The organism is Streptomyces sp. NBC_00289, assembly GCF_041435115.1.
Classification (GTDB): domain Bacteria; phylum Actinomycetota; class Actinomycetes; order Streptomycetales; family Streptomycetaceae; genus Streptomyces.
This window is the reverse complement of record NZ_CP108046.1, coordinates 223,387-240,279: the sequence shown is the minus strand read 5'-3', so window position 1 is coordinate 240,279 and position 16,893 is coordinate 223,387. Positions and strand designations below refer to the sequence as shown.

Sequence of the window (16,893 nt, the reverse complement as noted above, 5' to 3'; positions counted from 1 at the left end):
CAACACGGAGGTGGCGAGGGTCGGAATTCTCACGCGCTGGAAACAACAGATTCCGGCAGTTACAGGACGGCAAGGATGTCGACGGCGAACACCAAAGTGGAGCCCGCCGGGACGCCGGCGTGTGACCGCGTCCCGTACGCCTTGCCCGGAGGGACCACGAGCAGGACCCGGCTGCCGGCCTTCTGGTCGCGCAGCCCCTCCTCCCAGCCCTTGATCACCTCACCGGCACCCATACGCACCAGCACCGGCTGCCCCCGCTGGGCGGTGGAGTCGAACACCTCGGCCGGCTTGCCGCGGCCGGACGCCCAGACGGCTCCGGCGTAGTGCACCAACACCCTGCTGCGCGGCCCCACCGGCCGGCCCGAACCCGCGATCAGCGTGCGGGCCACCAGACGCCGGGGCGGCGAACCCTCCGGCACCGTCAGGGCGAACTGCCCCGGCGCCGAACTGTCCACCCGCGGCAGACCCGCAGCCGGACGCGCGGTGCCTGCCACCGCCGTAACCGGATCGATCACCGCGGCAATGTCAAGAACAAAAACTAGTGTGTCCTTCGCCGACACACCGGCCGACTGCAACCGGTCCAGGCCGAACACCCCACCCGGCGGAACCACTGCCATCACCCGGCTCCCCGCCCGCCGGCCGGCCACCGCCCGCTCCAAAGCGGGCAACAGCGAACCCCCACCCGCAGTGAACACCTGCGGCCTCCCGCCACCGCGCCGGGAATCCATCACCGTCCGGCCGGACTTCCACACCTTCGCCACATAGTGCGCCACCACCACCCGGCCCTTCCGAACCTCCGGCCCCTTCCCGGCCGACACGGTACGCACCACGAACGCCCTACCCGGCGCCTCACGCGGAATCCCGACCACCGGCCTGCCGCCCGCCTTCCCCGACACCACAGGCAGCACCGCAGCAGAAGCCACCGGCGCCGGCACCGCAACCGGAGACGGGGAATGCCGGGCAGCAGCCGACCGCCCCCCACCCGCACCCGCATCACAGCCCCCAGCCACACCCACCGCAAACACCACCACCGGCACACACCAAAACCGCCGATACCGCAACCAGCCAGCCACAATCACGCCTCTCAATACCGCTCAAACATACAAAGGGAAAGGTTTACGGAATCCACCATCCGAATCACGCGAATGAGACCGGCACAGCAATCGAGAGCCTCGAGCGTTATCCTCGCCAGGACTCTGCGCGGCGGGATTCCTCAGCAGAGGCCGCCAACCCATTCGGCCTATAACGGCAACCGAATGAAACCGACGGAATGCATACCCCCACCGGCGGGACCAAAAATCACCGACTCCCCGACGGGCCCGAACACCACACTTGGGGCGGCCAGAACCCCGGCTAAGCCGCAAACCTTTTTCGAAGTGACCACCGATCGGGTAACAGCTGCTTCCGGCAGGAGCCGACTCCTGCCACAGGTCGGGAGGAAGCCAACCTACTAACCTCGCGCTTTCGCGAGTGGGTCTGTCCGGGTCTTGATCAAAAAAGCGGAGAGTGCTGCTGACCTGCAACGATGGGACTTGTCGAGGGTCCTGTCACTGCAAGGAAAGAAGCACTCTCCAGGTGAAGAAGAGTAGCGGGTCGTACCCGCGCGTCCGTGTCGAGGGCGGCGGCCGCGGGGTGGTCTCGCAGGCCGGGGCGGTGCTGCTGGTCGAGACGGCCCGCAAGTGTGGCCTGGACGGTGCGATAGCGGCGGCACTGGCACCGTGGCGCAAGCCGCGGGCCGTGCACGACCCAGGCAAGATCCTGCTGGATGTGGCGCTGGCCGTCGCGCTCGGCGGCAACTGTCTGGCAGACGTCGGCATGCTGCGGGCCGAGCCGGCTGTGTTCGGCCCGGTGGCCTCCGATCCGACCGTCTCCCGCCTCGTCGACGCGCTCGCCGCCTCCGGCCCGAAGGCTCTTGCGGCAATCCGGGGCGCACGTTCCGAAGTACGCACGCGGGTCTGGGAGTTGGCCGGGACAAGCAGTCCGGCCGCCGACGGCCAAGTGATCGTGGACATCGACGGGGTACTGGTGCTCGCACACTCCGAGAAGCAGGACGCCACCCCGACCTGGAAGAAGACCTTCGGCCATCACCCGCTCGTCGCGTTCGTCGACCACGGCCCAGCCGGATCCGGGGAACCGGTGGCCGCCCTGCTGCGGCCCGGCAACGCGGGCTCCAACACCGCCGCCGACCACATCGAAACCGCCCAACTCGCCCTGGCCCAACTGCCCAAACACCTGCGGCGGGGACGGCAGACACTGATCCGCACCGACTCCGCCGGCGGCACCCACACCTTCCTCGACTGGCTCTCCCGCCGGGGCCGGTGGCTGTCGTATTCCGTCGGAATGACCACCACCGACGCCATCCACCAGGCCGTACTGAAGATCCCGAAGAAGGCATGGACACCCGCCTACGACGCCGACGGCACCGAGCGGCCCGGCGCCTGGGTCGCCGAGATCACCGACATGCCCGACCTGAGTACCTGGCCCACGGGCATGCGGCTGATCGTCCGCAAAGAACGCCCGCACCCCGGCGCCCAGTTGCGCTTCACCGACCTCGACGGCAACCGGCTCACCTGCTTCGCGACCAACACGAAAGGCGGCCAGCTCGCCGACCTCGAACTGCGTCACCGCAGACGGGCACGCTGCGAGGACCGCATCCGAGGCGCCCGTGCCACCGGCCTGCGCAATCTGCCCCTGCACGACACGGCCCAGAACCAGATCTGGCTGGAGATCGTCTCCCTCGCGCTCGACCTCCTCGCCTGGATGCCGATGCTCGCGCTGACCGGCGAGGCCCGCCGCTGGGAACCCAAGAAGCTCCGGCTGCGGCTGTTCTCCGCCGCCGCTCAGCTCGTGAACACCGGCCGTCGCCGCTGGCTCCGCCTGCCCGCCCGATGGCCCTGGACCGCTGTCATCAGCCACGCGATCGTCAGGCTCCACGCCCTGCCGAACCCCGGTTGACCAGCCACATCGCCCGTCCCGACAAACCCGCACCACCACACCGGTGAAGTGGAACCCGGCGCCCATCCGACGCGAGAGCCGGGCCCTCGGCCTGCCCCAGCCCCGAAAAGACCCCACCACACAAACGCAGAGTCCCCGTCAACAAACCGACAAGGACTCATGAACGATCGAGGCTAAGAGGACCGTTCACCCAGGAGCGACCGCTGGAAAAGGTCAATTGCCAGGAACTCAGCGAGTGACGATCACCCCATCAGGTTCAGCGACGGACACTTTCCGCAGCAGTTTCCTGGCCAGGCCGCGGACCGGCCTCTCCGCCGCCGGAGCGAACCGGTCCCCATGGCACGGGCAGAGAATTTCTCCATCAGCCACCTCGGCCACCACGCATCCCGCATGCGTGCACACCACCAAAAAAAGCGCACAGCTCGCCGTCCTCGCCGCGCGCAAGCACCACATTGCCAGCGGGCGCCACCAGCCCCCGCCCCGAGGCACCTCATCCCCACGCGCCAGCTCCGCAGCCGCAGCAGCCGCCTCCTACCGCACCGCGCCCTGCTTCTCCCGTCTGCCGCAGCCCGCCAGTACCGTCACGGCCCAGCAACGGCCAGTCCGTCCCTCACCACCGCCCGCCGCCCCACACCGGCCGCAACCCCGACCCACCCGGATCTGCAACCCGCCTCCATGAACGTCCCTCTCTAACCGCCAACCCGTGCACAACACCAGCAAACACGGACAACGGACTGCACAGGCCGGACTGCCCTCCACCTGAACCAATCCGTCCGCCAGCAACCCGGATCTGCAGGATCTCAAAACAGAGATCGCAAAACGTGAGCAGCCCTTACTTACATGGCGTTACCGCAGGGCGATTGCAAAGTCGTGGTGATCTCTCGGATGCGCATGTCACGGCGGTGTGGATGCTGGTCGGGTGCGCGACCGGACGCAACGAAGCTCCGTTGTGGGGGTGACCTTCCCAAGTCGCCGTCCCGCAACGGAGCTTCGATGTGCCGTCAGTCTGCCCGTCTGTCTGGTCAAGTCGCCCACCCGTCAACATGGTGCGACGGGTCTGCTGGCCGGGCGGCTGCGGGCACTTGCCGATCCGCGGTACCGGCGCGGGAAGCGTCACCCTTTCGTGGCAGTGCTGCTGATCGCCTGCTCCGCCGTGGTCACCGGTGCGAGGAGTTTCGTGGCGATCAGCGAGTGGGCGGCCGAGGCCCCGCAGGATGTCCTGGCCCGGCTCGGTGCCCGTACCGCGACCGACCTGTCCGTACGTGTCCCGCCCAGCGGCGCGACCATCCGTCGGGTCGTCAAGGACACCTGCCCCGGCGGCCTGGCCGACCTCCTCGGCCATGACCCGGCCGGCACCGACACCCTGGCCCTGGACGGCAAGAGCGCCCGCGGCTCGCGCCACGGCACCACCCCGGCCGCGCACCTGCTGGCCGCGATGACCGGCACCGGGATGACCGTCACCCAGCTCCGGGTTCCGGAAAAGACCAACGAAATCACCTGCTTCGCCGCCCTGCTGGACCCCTTGACCTGCAGGGTGTCACCGTGACCGGCGATGCTCTGCACACCCAGCGCGAGCACGCCCGCTTCCTCGTCGACGTCAAGAAGGCGCACTACGCCTTCACCGTGAAGCGGAACCAGAAGAACCTCTACGAGCAGCTGCGGACCCTGCCCTGGGGGCAGGCGGCGGCGAAGTTCTACGACCGCACCACCGGCCACGGACGTAAGGAGACCCGGGTCGTGCAGGCCCTGACCGTCACCGGCCTCGGCGTCGACTTCCCCCACGCCGCCCAGGTCGCCAAGGTCGTACGCCACCGCACCGACACCAAGACCGGCAAGCAGAGCCGGGAAACGGTCTACGTGATCACCGACCTGACCAGCCGCCAGGCGTCTCCCGAACGGATCGCAACGATCTTGAGGACGCACTGGGTGATCGAAAACAGGCTCCACTTCGTCCGCGACACCGCCTTCCGCGAAGACGCCTCCAAGATCCGCACCGGGCACAGCCCGGAGAACATGGCCACCCTCCGCAGCTTCGCCATCAACCAACTCCGCGACGCCGGCCACACCAACATCGCCGCCGGACTCCGCACCACAGCCCTCCGCCCCTACGAGCGGCCACTGGCCCTACTCGGCCTCAACTGACCTGCGCGACACACGATCGAAGGACTTTGCAATCGCCCTGCGTTACCGGTAGTTCGTTAAATTCGGTGGTGGTGTGGGTTGGTGGCAGGTCGGGTTGGTCGTAGGCCGGTGGTAGGAGTCAACTGCTTTGCCGGGGGCTGAAGATGACTGCTCGCCGTCCGTGTCCCGCCTGCGCCGGGGCCGTTGGAGGAGTACGCGGCCCGGTTCGACGACCTCTTCTTCAGCCTGGCCCAGCGGCGAGGATTTCGCGAGTATCTGACCGGGTTGCTGGCGCCGCGGGAGCGGAACAAGACGATCACCTGCCTGGCAGGAGCAGAGCCGGTGGCAGGCGCGGGGATGCCGGGGGTGCAGTGGCAAGTTCTTCCTGTCGGAGTCGCCGTGGGAGGCCGAGCTGGTCAACGAGCGGCGGCTTGAGCTGCTGCGCGAGGAGTCGGCGACGGCTCCGCACGACGGCGGAGTCATCGTGGTCGACGATTGCGGGGACCGCAAGGACGGCACGGCGACCGCGCACGTGGGCGGGCAGTGGCTGGGCCGGCTGGGCAAGACGGACAACGGCGTTGCCACTGTGACCACGGTGTGGACCGACGGCCGCGTGTACTACCCGAATGCACGCGACTCCTTACACCCCTGCCCATCACTTCGCCCGCGGCCGCTCGGATCCAGCCTTCCGCACCAAACCGCAGCCGAAGGTGTCCGAGGACGGCGGCATCTAGGAGTTCCCGGAGTTACGCCCCAGGCGACGCTCCAGCTCCGCCACCCGCGCCGTCAACCGATCGTTGGCCGCGGCCAGTTCCGCCGCCTGAGCCTCCACGGCCGCCACCTGTCGCTAAAGCAGCCCGATCGCGAGGAGATCCTCACGCGACGCAGACTCCAGCCCGGACAGCATGACCACGGATCCTGCCGCACCCACCCCGCACCTGTCACATCGTCAGGAGACGGACGCACGGCCGACCTTCTGAATGCTTACTTGACAATCGGCATTAGGAATCAGTGAGCTTGTTCAGCGGTGAGTCTCCAGGGTGAGAATGGCTCTGGCGATTGACGTCATCCGGCTCGGGTTGCAGCGGGCTTTGCGGAGGATCCGCCAGGTCTTGACCGATGCGATGGATCTCTCGACGGACCACCGCAGACGCGAGTGCGCCCGGTTGACGCTTCTCTGTTTGACGGTGAGGTCTTTGCCCGGTCGTCGTCTGTGGGGCACGACGACGATGTCACCGGCGCCCTGGTAGCCGCGGTCGGCCAGGATCGGGATGCCCAGGCGGATACACGTAGCGATGATCCGGTGCCGTCTGGCCGCGGTCAGATCGTGGGTCCGGCCGGGCAGCGCGGGCGAGATCCACACCAGCGTGCCGTCGGGAGCGGTCACCACCTGCAGGTTCACGCCGTGCCGGCGGTGCTTTCCCCAGTAGTCCGCCCGGCCGTCGCCGGTCCGGTCGCACTCGGCGAGTGTCCCGTCCAGCAGCAGGTAGCGGGCGTCGGGGCGATCTCAGGGCCGCGGTCAGACCGGGCGCGAGCTCTGCGAGGTGGCCGATCACGGCGTGCACGTGGGCGTGTGCGGTGCCCAGGCTGATACCGAAGCCGGCCGCGAGCTGACGCAGGGTGTCGTTCTTCCGCAGGTATACCAGTGCGACCAGGGCGCGCTCGGACGCTGGCAGCTTGCACCTGCGGTCACCTTCACGGGTGACAATGAGCATCGTGACCCACTCCACCAGGGCATGCGGAACATCGAGTACGGCACGATAAGGAACCAACAGAGCCCCAAGGCTGAAGAGTTGAGCGTAGACACCTCGCTCAACAGCCCTGGGGCTCTGCCCGTTCCGCCCTCACCACACCTCACCCGATCAGTAGCCGAACTGAACAAGCTCAGTGGGGCGGGTGGGGCTCGAACCCACGGCCTACGGCTTAAGAGGTCGCGCAGATAGGCGTGTACTGATGGACGGCGGTGGGGGCGTTCGTCCCAGCGGTGGGTTGTCCATGCCTGGCGGATCAGGCTGCGGACGGTGATGATTGTGTCGGCGAGATCGAAGAAGGCGTCGATGACGGTGGCCCGGCGCTCGTAGCAGCGGGCGAGGCGGTGGAAGGCGTTCTGCCAGGCATGGGTGCGCTCCACGTGCCACCTCCGGCTTGCCTGGACCGGCGCCTTTTCGCCTTTGCGCGCAATCCGGCCGTGCAGGCCGCGTTCATCGAGCAGGGTACGGGTCCACATAGATCAGCACACTACAATGCGCGGCCTGACGTATTTTCTCATCCTGGCGGCTCCGTTGATCTCGGCACCCGCACCGTCTGCCAGCACCCCCATGCCCCGCCCCACCACCGCCCGCGCCCTCAACAACACCTGGCAATAAGTTTCGGTGAGAAGACCTCAGTAAAAGGCCTCCGGCAATCTCTTCCCACCGGCACACACGCCAGGCTGAAAAGGATCAGTCCCACGAGCCCAGGCGGTCCGGTAATATTGCCCGCATCTCTCAGGATTCATCCCATTAAAGGAATTCCGTCAGTGTGGTCATTCTCTAGTGAAATTGAAACCAAGGCGTCCCGCAAGTTCGCTTGGGACTTTTGGTCGAACGTCGAAAATTGGGTGAACGTAGATCCGGCGATTATTGAGGTCCGCCTGGAGGGTACTTTTTCCATTGGTGGTCAAGGCGTTACCGTGACCAAAGAAGGCGATCCCGTACGTTGGGAAATAGTGAACGTAATTAAGGGATCGCAGGCGGAAATAATGTTCCCAGTCCCCAGGACGAAACTTCTTGCCAAGTGGGTATTCTCCTCCTCGCCCACCTTGCCCAGAGGGTGTAAGATTTCTCAGGTTCTATCATTGCATGGGGAGTTGGCAAAAGATTACGAGGCGGCCGTTTCTGCAGGGATGGAAGGCGGCGTCCCGGAAGGGATGGAGCGGCTGCGTCTGGCGATAGATCAAGAATTCGATCAAGCCTGCCGAAACGCGTGATTGAGCTTCTTCAGCTTGGCACCGATCGGGTGACGGCCGTCTCCGCAAAGCTTGCCGATCGCTGCAGGCCGTGCCGCGGTCAACCTTCGGGCACCCATTCACCTTGGGGAGTGCCCGCTGAAGAGGCTCATTGAGCCGTTTCCATCCTGTCTCTGTGGGGTGAAGGTGCCAGGGCTTGATCAAGTTCCGTAGGTGTCCGGATCGTTGGTGATGCCCAGGATGGGGAGTGCTCGCTGGGGTTCATCGCGGATCACCCGGGTGGTCTTGGCGATGTTGTCGGCTCCGAGGGTCTTCAGTACGCCGATGGCGAGGTTGCGAAGGGTCGCCATGGCCCGTGGTGCGGTTCCGGCGTGGACGGTGCAGGCGTCCTCGGCGAAGGTGACATCTCTGATGTGGTGCGAGGAGTTCTCCACTCCCCAGTGCCCGCGGATTGCGGCGGCCAGGTCTGTCGGGCCGGCCTGGTGGGCGTCGAGGCTGGTGACGGCGTAGACGTTCTCACGGGTCTCGCGCTTGCCGGTCTGCTTGCGGCGGCGGTGGACGCGGATGGCCAGGCGGGCGTAGGGAAAGGCAATCCCGCCGAGTTCGTCCGCGACGGCGCAGGTCTTGATCGAGCGGGACTCGCGCCTGCCGTGTCCTGCCCCGGAGGCGGTGTGCTGGACGGGGATGTCCCGCCACGGCAGGGCCGCCGGCTGACGGTGGGCGGTGGGCTGGTTGGTCGAATGAGGACCCTGTAGTCACGGGCGGGCATGACCCGGCCGCCGACCGCCCTCGGACTCAACTGATCATTCCCCGCCAATCGCGAGAACGACAGACCCCTGACGGTGTCGGGGACACCGGCCTCGCGGCGGCGCTCGGGGTCGTCGGCCCACTCATGGAGCAGGTACAGGCGCCGGTCGATGAAGGTGTGTATGCGCGGGAGGCGTAGGTGAGCATCACCATGACCTGGCAGTTGCGCACGTCACCGACAGCTTGTCCGTAAATAACTGTCAGAGTTGATCTGTGGGGGTGTTCTCCACGGACGTTAGACGAGTTTGCAGTTGCTGGAGCGTGCGTGCTGGTGAGCCGGGTATCGGCGTGACGGGGATGCGGTGCAGGTCGAGAATTCGGTGGCCGTCCTGGAACAGGTTGGACAGGTTGGTGCGTGTGACGCTCAGGATCTGAGCCATCAGGGTGCTGGTTGCGGCCTTGCGGCCTTGCGGCCTTGCGGCGGCGAGGAGGTAGCCCCGTGGGCAGTGGAAGCGACGCTGGAAGGCTGCCTCGGCCAGGGCGTCCCAGTACGGTTCCGAGATCGCCACGAGGCGTGCGAACTCGGAGCGAGCCATGCCGGTCAGCGCCGGATCGGAAAGCATCGAGGTCACAGCGGGATCGATCGGCCGACGAGTCGCCGGTGCTTCGGAAGGGCTTGGGGGATCCGGGGCCAGAACGTAATTCCAGTTGCCGTGGAACGCATCGGGTGTGATCGGCAGGGGGCGTGGAACTCGGCGGTCGTGACGGTGGTGCCGAGGGCGTAGTCGCCAGTGTCCAGTTCGGCACCGATCCTCAGCCCGGTCGCAGTGGTCGTTGCGGCGATGGTCTCGAGCACGACTTGGTAGCTGGTCAGCGGCCGACCGCGCCAATTGGCGGTGATATGGCAGAACATTCGGTGCTCGATTTTGTTCCACTTCGAAGTACCCGGCGGAAAAGTGACACACGGTTATCTCCAGTCCGCTCTCGCGGGCGAAGGTGTGCAACTGCTTATTCCAGGTCCAGTAGCGGGGGTTGTTCGAGCCGTCGGCGTCCCGCGGTGATCAGCAACCGGTCCGCATCCGGATGGTCCACTCGCCCGCGGCGGTGCCACCAGCGGCGGATGCATTCGGTGGCGAACTCGGCGGTGTCATGGTCGATCCCGACGTTGACCCAGCCGGTGTTGGTGGCCAGGTCATAGACCCCATAGGGAATGGCCGCCGGTTGGTCGTCATCGAAGAGGTGGGAGTGACAGTCCACCTTGATCGGGTCCTTGCCGGGGCGCCAGACACGGCCGGGCCGGTCGCGGTTGCCGATCCACTCCTTGGCCTTGGTGTCAACGCTGATCACCGGCTCGCCGTCGTCAAGGAAGGCGGTGGCGGTGGCGTTGATTTGGGCGAACTGGGCGTCGCGGTCCGGATGGCGTGCGCCTTCAATGATTTGGCCGTGCCTTGCAGGCTATATCCCATCGCGTGCAGCAGACGTCCGACGGTCGTAGCGCCGACCAGGTGCCCCTGCGCGGACAGGGCCCGGGCCAAGCTCCGCAGCGACAGTGTGGTCCAGCGGAGCGGGGAGACTGGATCGCCGCGGGTATGCGGCTCGATCAGCATCTCCAGAGCCGGCAGCAGACCGGTGTCGGTGGCCGTCAACGGCTTGCGCCCGCCTCCCGGAGCCCGGATACGGTGCGTCGGCGCCACGTGCGTCTCCAGTTCGGCGATGCCGCGCGCGATGGTGGCGGTGCTGGTTCGGGAGGCGGCAGCTACCAGGGTGATTCCGCCATGACCGAGCGAGACGGCCTCGCTGGCGAGGTAAAGCCGGCGACGGCGCTCATCGAGATGCGGCAGAACCTGCTCGAACCTGCACTGCAACTCGGCAGCGGGAAAACGGACTTGCGAAGGCACAGTCACATTCCAGCGTCCCACTGACGACCATCTCGCAGGTCAACTCTGAAAGTTATTTATGGACAGGCCCTCGGCGGCGTGGATCTGTGCCAGTCGCTGTGCACCTCACCTTCGCCACAGCCGCCGGGCACTGCCTGATCGACCGGCGCCTGTACTTCACCAAGGAATGGGCCGGTGACGAGGAACGCCGCGAGCTGACCGGTGTCCCCGACGAGCTGTGCTTTGCGACCAAGCCTCAGCTCGCGGTGGACATGCTCCGCAGCGCCATCGGGCAGGGCGGCGTATCCGCCTCGTTCTTCCTCGGGGATGAGGTCTACGGAGGACGGGAACTGCATACCGCCTGCCGCGAGCTGGGCCTGGGCTAGTGGCAGTGCGCTCCAATCACCAGGTCACCACCCCGGCCACGAAGCTGAGCGTGGCCCAGGCCGTCACCCTCTTGCCCAAGCGGGCCTGGCAGCGGATGCGGACCGGCGCGGGCCAGAAGGGCGTACGCGACTACGACTGGGCGATGATCGAGGTCACCGCCGACGACACCCCCGGCGGGCACGATCACGACACGGGACGTCCGTGCTGCTGGTCCGCCGGCACCGCTACACCCGCACCGTGTCCCACTACCGCTGCTTCGCCCCCGGGCCGGTAACGCTGGCGCGACTGGTGTCACTGGTGTGCCGCAGGTGGCGGGTAGAGGACGACTTCCAGGACGCGAAGGAGACCTGCCACCTCGACAAAGGCAGGTCACCTGCTGGAACTCTTGGCACCGCTGAAACGTGATCGCCCTGGTCGCCTACGCCTTCCCGGCCGTCACCGCCGCCCTCGAACGCGCCGCCCAGACCACCCGCGACGACCCCGCCGAAGCCGACCTCGTCCCGCTCAGCAGCCACGAACTCCTCCGCCTGCTACGGGTCTTGATCCTTCCGCCACCCCGACGAGACCCCGACCACCTGCTGTGGTGGTCCATCTGGCGCCGCCGCCATCAACACCGCGCCCGCCTCTGCCACCGGAATTGGCACACATACGCCGACGCCACACCATTATCAGAACTCAGCAGCGGCTATCTACAGCTGCCGTAGCAGTCCGGGACGGAAGGTCCCGAGCCGGTCACGGGCACGTTCACCACCACCGGGCCGACATCGGTCATTACCTTCCTCGCCCGGGGGAGTGTAAATCTAACGGCGGATCCGACGATCATGGGAGAGACGTCAAGTGACCGACACCGCCGTGGAGTTGGAGACCGTGGAACCTGTCGAGAGCGTCCCGTCCGGGAAGCCTGCGCCCGTGTCCGATGAGCAGCTGGTCGCGATGTTGGTGGAACGGGCCCGGTCGGAGGGACTGCAGTTGACCGGGCAGGGTGGGCTGCTGCAGCAGTTGACCAAGCGGGTCTTGGAATCTGCCCTGGAAGGTGAGATCACTGATCACCTCGGCTATGAGAAGCACGATGCCGGCGGCCGGGGCAGCGGCAACTCCCGCAACGGGAGCCGAGCCAAGACCGTGCTGACCGACGTCGGGCCGGTCGAGGTCAAGGTCCCGCGTGACACCTCGGGCACGTTCGAGCCGCAGATCGTCAGGAAGCGACAGCGGCGGCTGACCGGAGTCGACGAGATGGTCCTGTCGCTCTCGGCGAAGGGCCTCACCCATGGGGAGATCGCCGCTCACCTGGCCGAGGTCTACGGGGCGGAGGTCTCCAAGCAGACCATCTCCACCATCACCGACAGTGATAGTGGTATCCGGGTTCCCGGTGGTCGTGGCTCGATCACTTAGGGCTCGTAGCGAAACAAGTTATGAATCAGTCGCGCGGCGCGTACGTTTCCTGCTATGCCGATCGATATGGAGTCCCTGGCCCGGCGCTACGAGGCGATCCGGGATCACCTGACCGAGCGGCAGCGACGGTTGTGGCTCGGCAACGAGGCTCGTGAGCTGGGTGGCGGCGGTGCACGGATCGTCTGTGAGGCGACCGGGGTGTCCCAGGACACGATCCGACGGGGCCGCGGGGAACTGGACGATCCGCAGCCGCTGGCGGTCGGGCGGTCCCGGGGGCCGGGAGGCGGCCGCAGACGGGCCGAGGTCCTGGACCCGCAACTGGCCGTGGACCTGGATGCCCTGGTCGAGCCGGAGACTCGTGGTGATCCGATGAACCCGCTGCGCTGGACCACGAAATCGCTGTCGCACCTGGTTGCCGAGCTGGTCAATCGGGGACACCGGTGCACCGAGAACGTCGTGGCCCGACTGCTGCACGAGGCCGGCTACTCCTTGCAGGGCAACGCCAAAACCGTCGAGGGCAAGCAGCACCCCGACCGCGACGCCCAGTTCCGCTACCTCAACGATCAGGTCAGGGCGGCCCTCGCTGCCGGACAGCCCGTCGTGTCCGTGGACTGCAAGAAAAAGGAACTGATCGGGAACTTCAAGAACGTCGGCAAGGAATGGCGACCGCCTGGGGGACCCGGTGAAGGTCAACGTCCACGACTTCCCCGGACCGGCCGGCAAAGCCATCCCCTACGGCGTCTACGACATCGGCGCCAACGCCGGCTGGGTCAGCGTCGGCATGGATCACGACACCGCCGCGTTCGCCGTGAACACCCTGCGGACCTGGTGGAACAACGTCGGCCGGGCCGCATATCCGCAGGCCACGACACTGACGATCACCGCGGACAGCGGCGGATCCAACGGCAGCCGACTACGGGCCTGGAAGACCGGGCTGGCTGCCCTCGCCGCCGAGACCGGCCTGTCGATCACCGTGCTGCACCTGCCGCCGGGTACTTCGAAGTGGAATCGCATAGAGCACCGGCTGTTCTCCGCAATCACCATGAACTGGCGCGGGACACCACTGACCAGCCACGAGGCCGCCGTTTCCCTGATCGGTGCGACGACGACCGAGACCGGCCTGACCGTGTCCGCGGCCCTGGACACCGGTGTCTACCCCACAGGCATCAAGATCAGCGACAAGGCCATGAAGGCCCTCCCGCTGACCCGTCACGAAACCCACGGCCAGTGGAACTACACCATCAGCCCACCCGCCGACACTCCCGAACCCGCAGACGTTAAATCACACTGAGCCCTTACTGACGTCCTGCTGGACTGTCTTCGCCTTGGTCTGTCCGGCTGCCGGGGCCCGTTCCCGAGGCCCCGGCCGGGTGGATCATGACCTCATAGGAGCCTGGTCAGAGGCCCCATCACTGTCCTGTCTGCCCCACCCGGCTGGAGCCACCTCCGGTCAGGAAGGCATCTTCAGCATGACAGGAACGGACACTGCAGCAGCTATCGAGCACGTGGTGATCGGCGGTGTGGACTCTCATGCCGACACTGTCCACGTCGCCGTGGTGACAGACCGCGGTGGGCAGGTCGCTGATGCTGAGTTTCCCACAACGGCCGCCGGATACAAGGCTGCTCTGGCCTTCCTCGCAGCCCACGGCAGCGTTGCTGCCGTCGGGGTGGAGGGCACGTCCTCCTACGGGGCGGGCTTCACGCGCGCGGCCCGCGAGGCCGGCGTCACCGTGGTCGAAGTCAACGGGCCGGACAAGGCCGAGCGCCGCAGGATCGGGAAATCTGATCCGATTGATGCCTACGCCGCAGCTCGTGCGGTCGTGTCCGGCCGGGCCAGCAGTGCTCCCAAGGCGATGCCATTGCCGGAATCCGGGCTCTGCACAATGCGGCACGATCCGCGATCAAGGCCCGTACAGCAGCGCTGAACCAGATCGGACACATCCTGATCAGCGCGCCCGAGAATATCCGCGCGAAGTACGAGGTGCTGCGCGGTGACAGGCGTATCGACGCCCTGGTCCGGCTCCGGGCCGGCAGCGACCCGATCTTGATCTCTCTGCGCGTGCTCGCACAACGCGTTGAAAATCTGACCACCGAACACGCCGCTCTGACCGCGGAGTTGGACGTCCTGGTCACGCGACTCAACCCTGGCCTGCGTGCCACCTACGGCATCGGTCCCGACACCGCTACGCAACTACTGATCACCGTGTCGGCGTACTCTCGCTTCGGGCCGGGCCGGTACGTTTGAACGTCCCCAGGTGTTAGGCCACTTCGTTCTCCCGCTCGATGGCCTGGAGGCGGTTCTTGAGCCGGTAGCTCGGGCCGTTGATCGCGATCACTTCGCAGTGGTGGAGGAGCCGGTCGAGGATCGCGGTGGCGAGGACCTCGTCGCCGAACACCTGTCCCCATTCGCTGAAGGTCTTGTTGGAGGTCAGGATGATGGAGCCCTTCTCGTAACGCTTGGAGATGACCTGAAAGACCAGGTTCGCCTCGGCCCGTTCGAGGGGCTGGTAGCCCACCTCATCGATCACAAGGACGCTCGGCCGCAGGTAGGTGCCGAGTTTGTTGACCAGCCGTCCGGCCGACTCGGCAGCCTTCAGATTGCGGACCATGTCGTCGAGACTGGTGAAGTAGATCGAGTAGCCGGCCCGGCAGGCCGCGACAGCGAGAGCGACAGCGATATGCGTCTTGCCCACTCCCGGTGGCCCCAGCAGCGCGGCGTTCGCCTTGCCGTCGACGAAGGAGAGGCTGGCGAGGTCTTTGACCTTGCGCGGGTCGAGCTCGGGCTGGAACGAGAAGTCGTATTCGTCCAGCGTCTTGTGGTGTGGCAGCTTGGACAGTCGCAGGCCCTGGCGGAAGCGGCGGTCGTCGCGGACGGCGAGCTCTTCGGAAAGGACCAGGTCGAGGAAGTCGAGGTAGCCCATCTTCGCCTCGTCGGCTCGGCGGGTGTACTCGTTGATGGTCTCCGCCAGGTGGGGCAGGCCGAGCTTGCCGGCCGTGGTGCGGATGCGGTTGCCGGTCAGCTCGCTCAAGACGACTCCTTCGTCGGGGAGTTGGTGGTGAAGGGCCGGGTGCCGGTCAGTTCGTCATAGACCGACAGCGGCCGCCGCCCGACCTCGATCTGGGTTGCAGCGGCCCGGTTCAACAGGGCCTGCAAGGGCCCGATGCGACCCGCCGCGGGGAACTCGCTCTGCGGTGGTGGCGGCTCGTCGCCCGTCGTAGTGCGGCGGTTCTTGCCGGTTGGCAGGCCGTCCCAGTGCTCATCCTGCTTGACAACCACGCCGCGGCCGACCGCCCGCGGATGGCTGGACAGCAACGTCTCGCCGCTGGCATCGGGGACGGTCGTGTGCAGCATGACCTGGGATTTCGTCGCTCTGATCTCCACCAGCTGACGCGGGCGGACCTTGCGGGCGGGCACCGAGTAGAGGTTCCCGCCGAACGCGACCAGACAGTCCTTGCCCACCGGCCGCAGATGCCGCTCGGCCACCAGATAGGGCGAGGACGGCAACGGCTTCAGGGCGGCGTGATCCCGGGCGGCCCGGTGTCCGATGACCTCGTGGTGGGTGGCGTGGGTGCGGGCGCGTCGCTGCGGCACCCACGCCAAGAACGCGGCATCCAACTCCTCGAGCGAGGAGAACGCCCGCCCGGCCAGCACGTGATCACGCACGATCAACACCTGGCGTTCGACCCGACCCTTCCCGGTGGGCCGGTAGGCGGCCAGCACGTCGATGTCGAAGTCGTAGTGGCCGGCGAAGCCGACCGCTTCCGGATGCAGCGGAACCGCCTCACCGGGAGCGACGTGCCGGCGCACGACGGTCTTGGTCCGGTCGTAGACGATCGACATCGGCACCCCGCCGAAGTGCGCAAATGCCCGCCGGTGGCAGTCGAAGAAGGTCTGCAGGTCCTGGCTCGTGGTGAAGCAGCAGAACGGATCGCGCGAGTACGACAGCACCATATGGAACGAGTAGACCTTCGGGATTCCCAGGTGGGCGAGGATCTTGCCTTCATCGCCCCAGTCGACCTGAGCCTGGGCCCCGGGAACCACCTCGAAGCGGCGGTGCATACCCGCCAACTCCCGCGGCTCGATCCCCAGTTCACCCGCGATCCGCGGCCGGGCCTCCTGCAGATAGAGCTTGACCCGCTGGTAGTTGATCGTCGAGCCGTACTCCTTCACCAGGCGTTCGTGCACCACAGCACCCTTGATGAGGATCTCTGCCCGCAGCATCGCGTCGATCAACGGGGCGACCTCGTCGACCGCCTTCTTCCGGGGCCGGCCGTTCGACGTCCGCCTCGGCGGCACCGACGCCGCCGTGCTCGACAGATACTTGCGGACCGTCTTGCGGTCCAGCCCAGTCTCCTTGGCCACCTCGGTCAGACTGACCGCCCCTGACTCGACCAGAGCACGGAACCGCCGCAGTTCCAGCCAGCGCTGCGGGTCCAAAACCACCGCGTCACCACCCTCCGCCACCC

At 66.7% G+C, this 16,893-nt stretch carries 16 protein-coding genes and 5 pseudogenes; 12 read left to right on the top strand and 9 right to left on the bottom strand.

The window, feature by feature from the left end:
* Positions 1–59 precede the first annotated feature (59 nt).
* The gene (locus OG985_RS01260) at positions 60–818 is read right to left on the bottom strand and encodes an FKBP-type peptidyl-prolyl cis-trans isomerase (protein ID WP_371674214.1); all 759 of its coding nucleotides are present in this window, start codon (positions 816–818) and stop codon (positions 60–62) included.
* 757 nt (positions 819–1,575) lie between these two features.
* On the opposite strand from OG985_RS01260, the gene OG985_RS01255 reads away from it, so the two are divergent.
* On the top strand, positions 1,576–2,955 hold the full coding sequence (locus OG985_RS01255; protein ID WP_371666514.1) for an IS1380 family transposase: 1,380 nt from the start codon (positions 1,576–1,578) through the stop codon (positions 2,953–2,955).
* Between the two features lie 228 nt (positions 2,956–3,183).
* Here the strand turns inward: OG985_RS01255 and OG985_RS01250 are convergent, their stop codons facing one another.
* On the bottom strand, positions 3,184–3,408 hold the full coding sequence (locus OG985_RS01250; protein ID WP_371666513.1) for a ubiquinol-cytochrome c reductase iron-sulfur subunit: 225 nt from the start codon (positions 3,406–3,408) through the stop codon (positions 3,184–3,186).
* 670 nt (positions 3,409–4,078) lie between these two features.
* Here OG985_RS01250 and OG985_RS01245 point away from each other — a divergent pair.
* From OG985_RS01245 to OG985_RS01235, 3 genes are all read left to right on the top strand, one after another.
* Positions 4,079–4,501, top strand: a complete 423-nt coding sequence (locus tag OG985_RS01245; RefSeq protein ID WP_371666512.1) for a hypothetical protein — start codon at positions 4,079–4,081, stop codon at positions 4,499–4,501.
* Positions 4,498–5,097, top strand: a complete 600-nt coding sequence (locus tag OG985_RS01240) for an ISAs1 family transposase (RefSeq protein ID WP_371666511.1) — start codon at positions 4,498–4,500, stop codon at positions 5,095–5,097. The genes OG985_RS01245 and OG985_RS01240 overlap by 4 nt, the downstream gene beginning before the upstream one ends.
* Before the next feature lie 364 nt (positions 5,098–5,461).
* Positions 5,462–6,091 carry a transposase gene (locus OG985_RS01235; RefSeq protein WP_371674213.1) on the top strand — a complete coding sequence of 210 codons (630 nt, stop codon included), beginning with the start codon at positions 5,462–5,464 and terminating at the stop codon, positions 6,089–6,091.
* Between the two features lie 6 nt (positions 6,092–6,097).
* On the opposite strand, the pseudogene OG985_RS01230 reads toward OG985_RS01235, so the two are convergent.
* Together OG985_RS01230 and OG985_RS01225 are read right to left on the bottom strand one after the other, a co-directional pair.
* Positions 6,098–6,848: pseudogene (locus OG985_RS01230) on the bottom strand (transposase family protein).
* A 182-nt stretch (positions 6,849–7,030) separates the two neighbouring features.
* Positions 7,031–7,297 (bottom strand): annotated as a pseudogene (locus OG985_RS01225) (IS5/IS1182 family transposase); the annotation flags it as partial.
* 297 nt (positions 7,298–7,594) lie between these two features.
* On the opposite strand from OG985_RS01225, the gene OG985_RS01220 reads away from it, so the two are divergent.
* Positions 7,595–8,044 (top strand): SRPBCC family protein, encoded by a 450-nt coding sequence (locus OG985_RS01220; RefSeq protein ID WP_371666510.1) that lies wholly within the window; start codon positions 7,595–7,597, stop codon positions 8,042–8,044.
* A 179-nt stretch (positions 8,045–8,223) separates the two neighbouring features.
* Here the strand turns inward: OG985_RS01220 and OG985_RS01215 are convergent, their stop codons facing one another.
* The 3 genes and pseudogenes from OG985_RS01215 to OG985_RS01205 all read right to left on the bottom strand — a co-directional run.
* A complete protein-coding gene (locus OG985_RS01215; RefSeq protein ID WP_371674212.1) occupies positions 8,224–8,709 on the bottom strand; it encodes an ISAs1 family transposase in 486 nt (161 codons plus the stop codon).
* A 321-nt stretch (positions 8,710–9,030) separates the two neighbouring features.
* Positions 9,031–9,402, bottom strand: coding sequence for a hypothetical protein (locus OG985_RS01210; RefSeq protein WP_371674708.1), 372 nt, complete (start codon positions 9,400–9,402; stop codon positions 9,031–9,033).
* Positions 9,403–9,456: 54 nt separating this feature from the next.
* Positions 9,457–10,668, bottom strand: a pseudogene (locus OG985_RS01205) (ISAzo13 family transposase); the annotation flags it as partial.
* A gap of 86 nt (positions 10,669–10,754) precedes the next feature.
* Here OG985_RS01205 and OG985_RS01200 point away from each other — a divergent pair.
* From OG985_RS01200 to OG985_RS01170, 7 genes and pseudogenes are all read left to right on the top strand, one after another.
* A complete protein-coding gene (locus tag OG985_RS01200) occupies positions 10,755–11,033 on the top strand; it encodes a transposase (protein ID WP_371666509.1) in 279 nt (92 codons plus the stop codon).
* 5 nt (positions 11,034–11,038) lie between these two features.
* Positions 11,039–11,308: a hypothetical protein gene (locus tag OG985_RS01195; protein WP_371666508.1), complete on the top strand. Its 270-nt coding sequence runs from the start codon at positions 11,039–11,041 to the stop codon at positions 11,306–11,308.
* A 127-nt stretch (positions 11,309–11,435) separates the two neighbouring features.
* Positions 11,436–11,738, top strand: a complete 303-nt coding sequence (locus OG985_RS01190) for a hypothetical protein (protein WP_371666507.1) — start codon at positions 11,436–11,438, stop codon at positions 11,736–11,738.
* Positions 11,739–11,967: 229 nt separating this feature from the next.
* Positions 11,968–12,378, top strand: a pseudogene (locus OG985_RS01185) (transposase); the annotation flags it as partial.
* A gap of 102 nt (positions 12,379–12,480) precedes the next feature.
* Positions 12,481–13,690: pseudogene (locus tag OG985_RS01180) on the top strand (ISAzo13 family transposase); the annotation flags it as partial.
* 205 nt (positions 13,691–13,895) lie between these two features.
* Complete coding sequence (locus OG985_RS01175) at positions 13,896–14,351, top strand: transposase (protein ID WP_371666506.1); 456 nt, start codon at positions 13,896–13,898, stop codon at positions 14,349–14,351.
* Between the two features lie 56 nt (positions 14,352–14,407).
* Positions 14,408–14,671 (top strand): hypothetical protein, encoded by a 264-nt coding sequence (locus OG985_RS01170; protein WP_371666505.1) that lies wholly within the window; start codon positions 14,408–14,410, stop codon positions 14,669–14,671.
* 13 nt (positions 14,672–14,684) lie between these two features.
* On the opposite strand, the gene istB is transcribed toward OG985_RS01170, so the two are convergent.
* Together istB and istA are read right to left on the bottom strand one after the other, a co-directional pair.
* The gene (istB, locus tag OG985_RS01165) at positions 14,685–15,455 is read right to left on the bottom strand and encodes an IS21-like element helper ATPase IstB (protein ID WP_189845846.1); all 771 of its coding nucleotides are present in this window, start codon (positions 15,453–15,455) and stop codon (positions 14,685–14,687) included.
* The gene (istA, locus tag OG985_RS01160; protein WP_331719138.1) at positions 15,452–16,870 is read right to left on the bottom strand and encodes an IS21 family transposase; all 1,419 of its coding nucleotides are present in this window, start codon (positions 16,868–16,870) and stop codon (positions 15,452–15,454) included. Before istA ends, istB begins: the two co-directional genes overlap by 4 nt.
* Positions 16,871–16,893: the final 23 nt, after the last annotated feature.

What these genes read in the sequence shown, in the direction of transcription:
- OG985_RS01250 (WP_371666513.1), bottom strand. Translation starts at nt 3,408, where the DNA reads ATGTGGTGCTTGCGCGCGGCGAGGACGGCGAGCTGTGCGCTTTTTTTG.
- OG985_RS01175 (WP_371666506.1), top strand. Translation starts at nt 13,896, where the DNA reads ATGACAGGAACGGACACTGCAGCAGCTATCGAGCACGTGGTGATCGGC.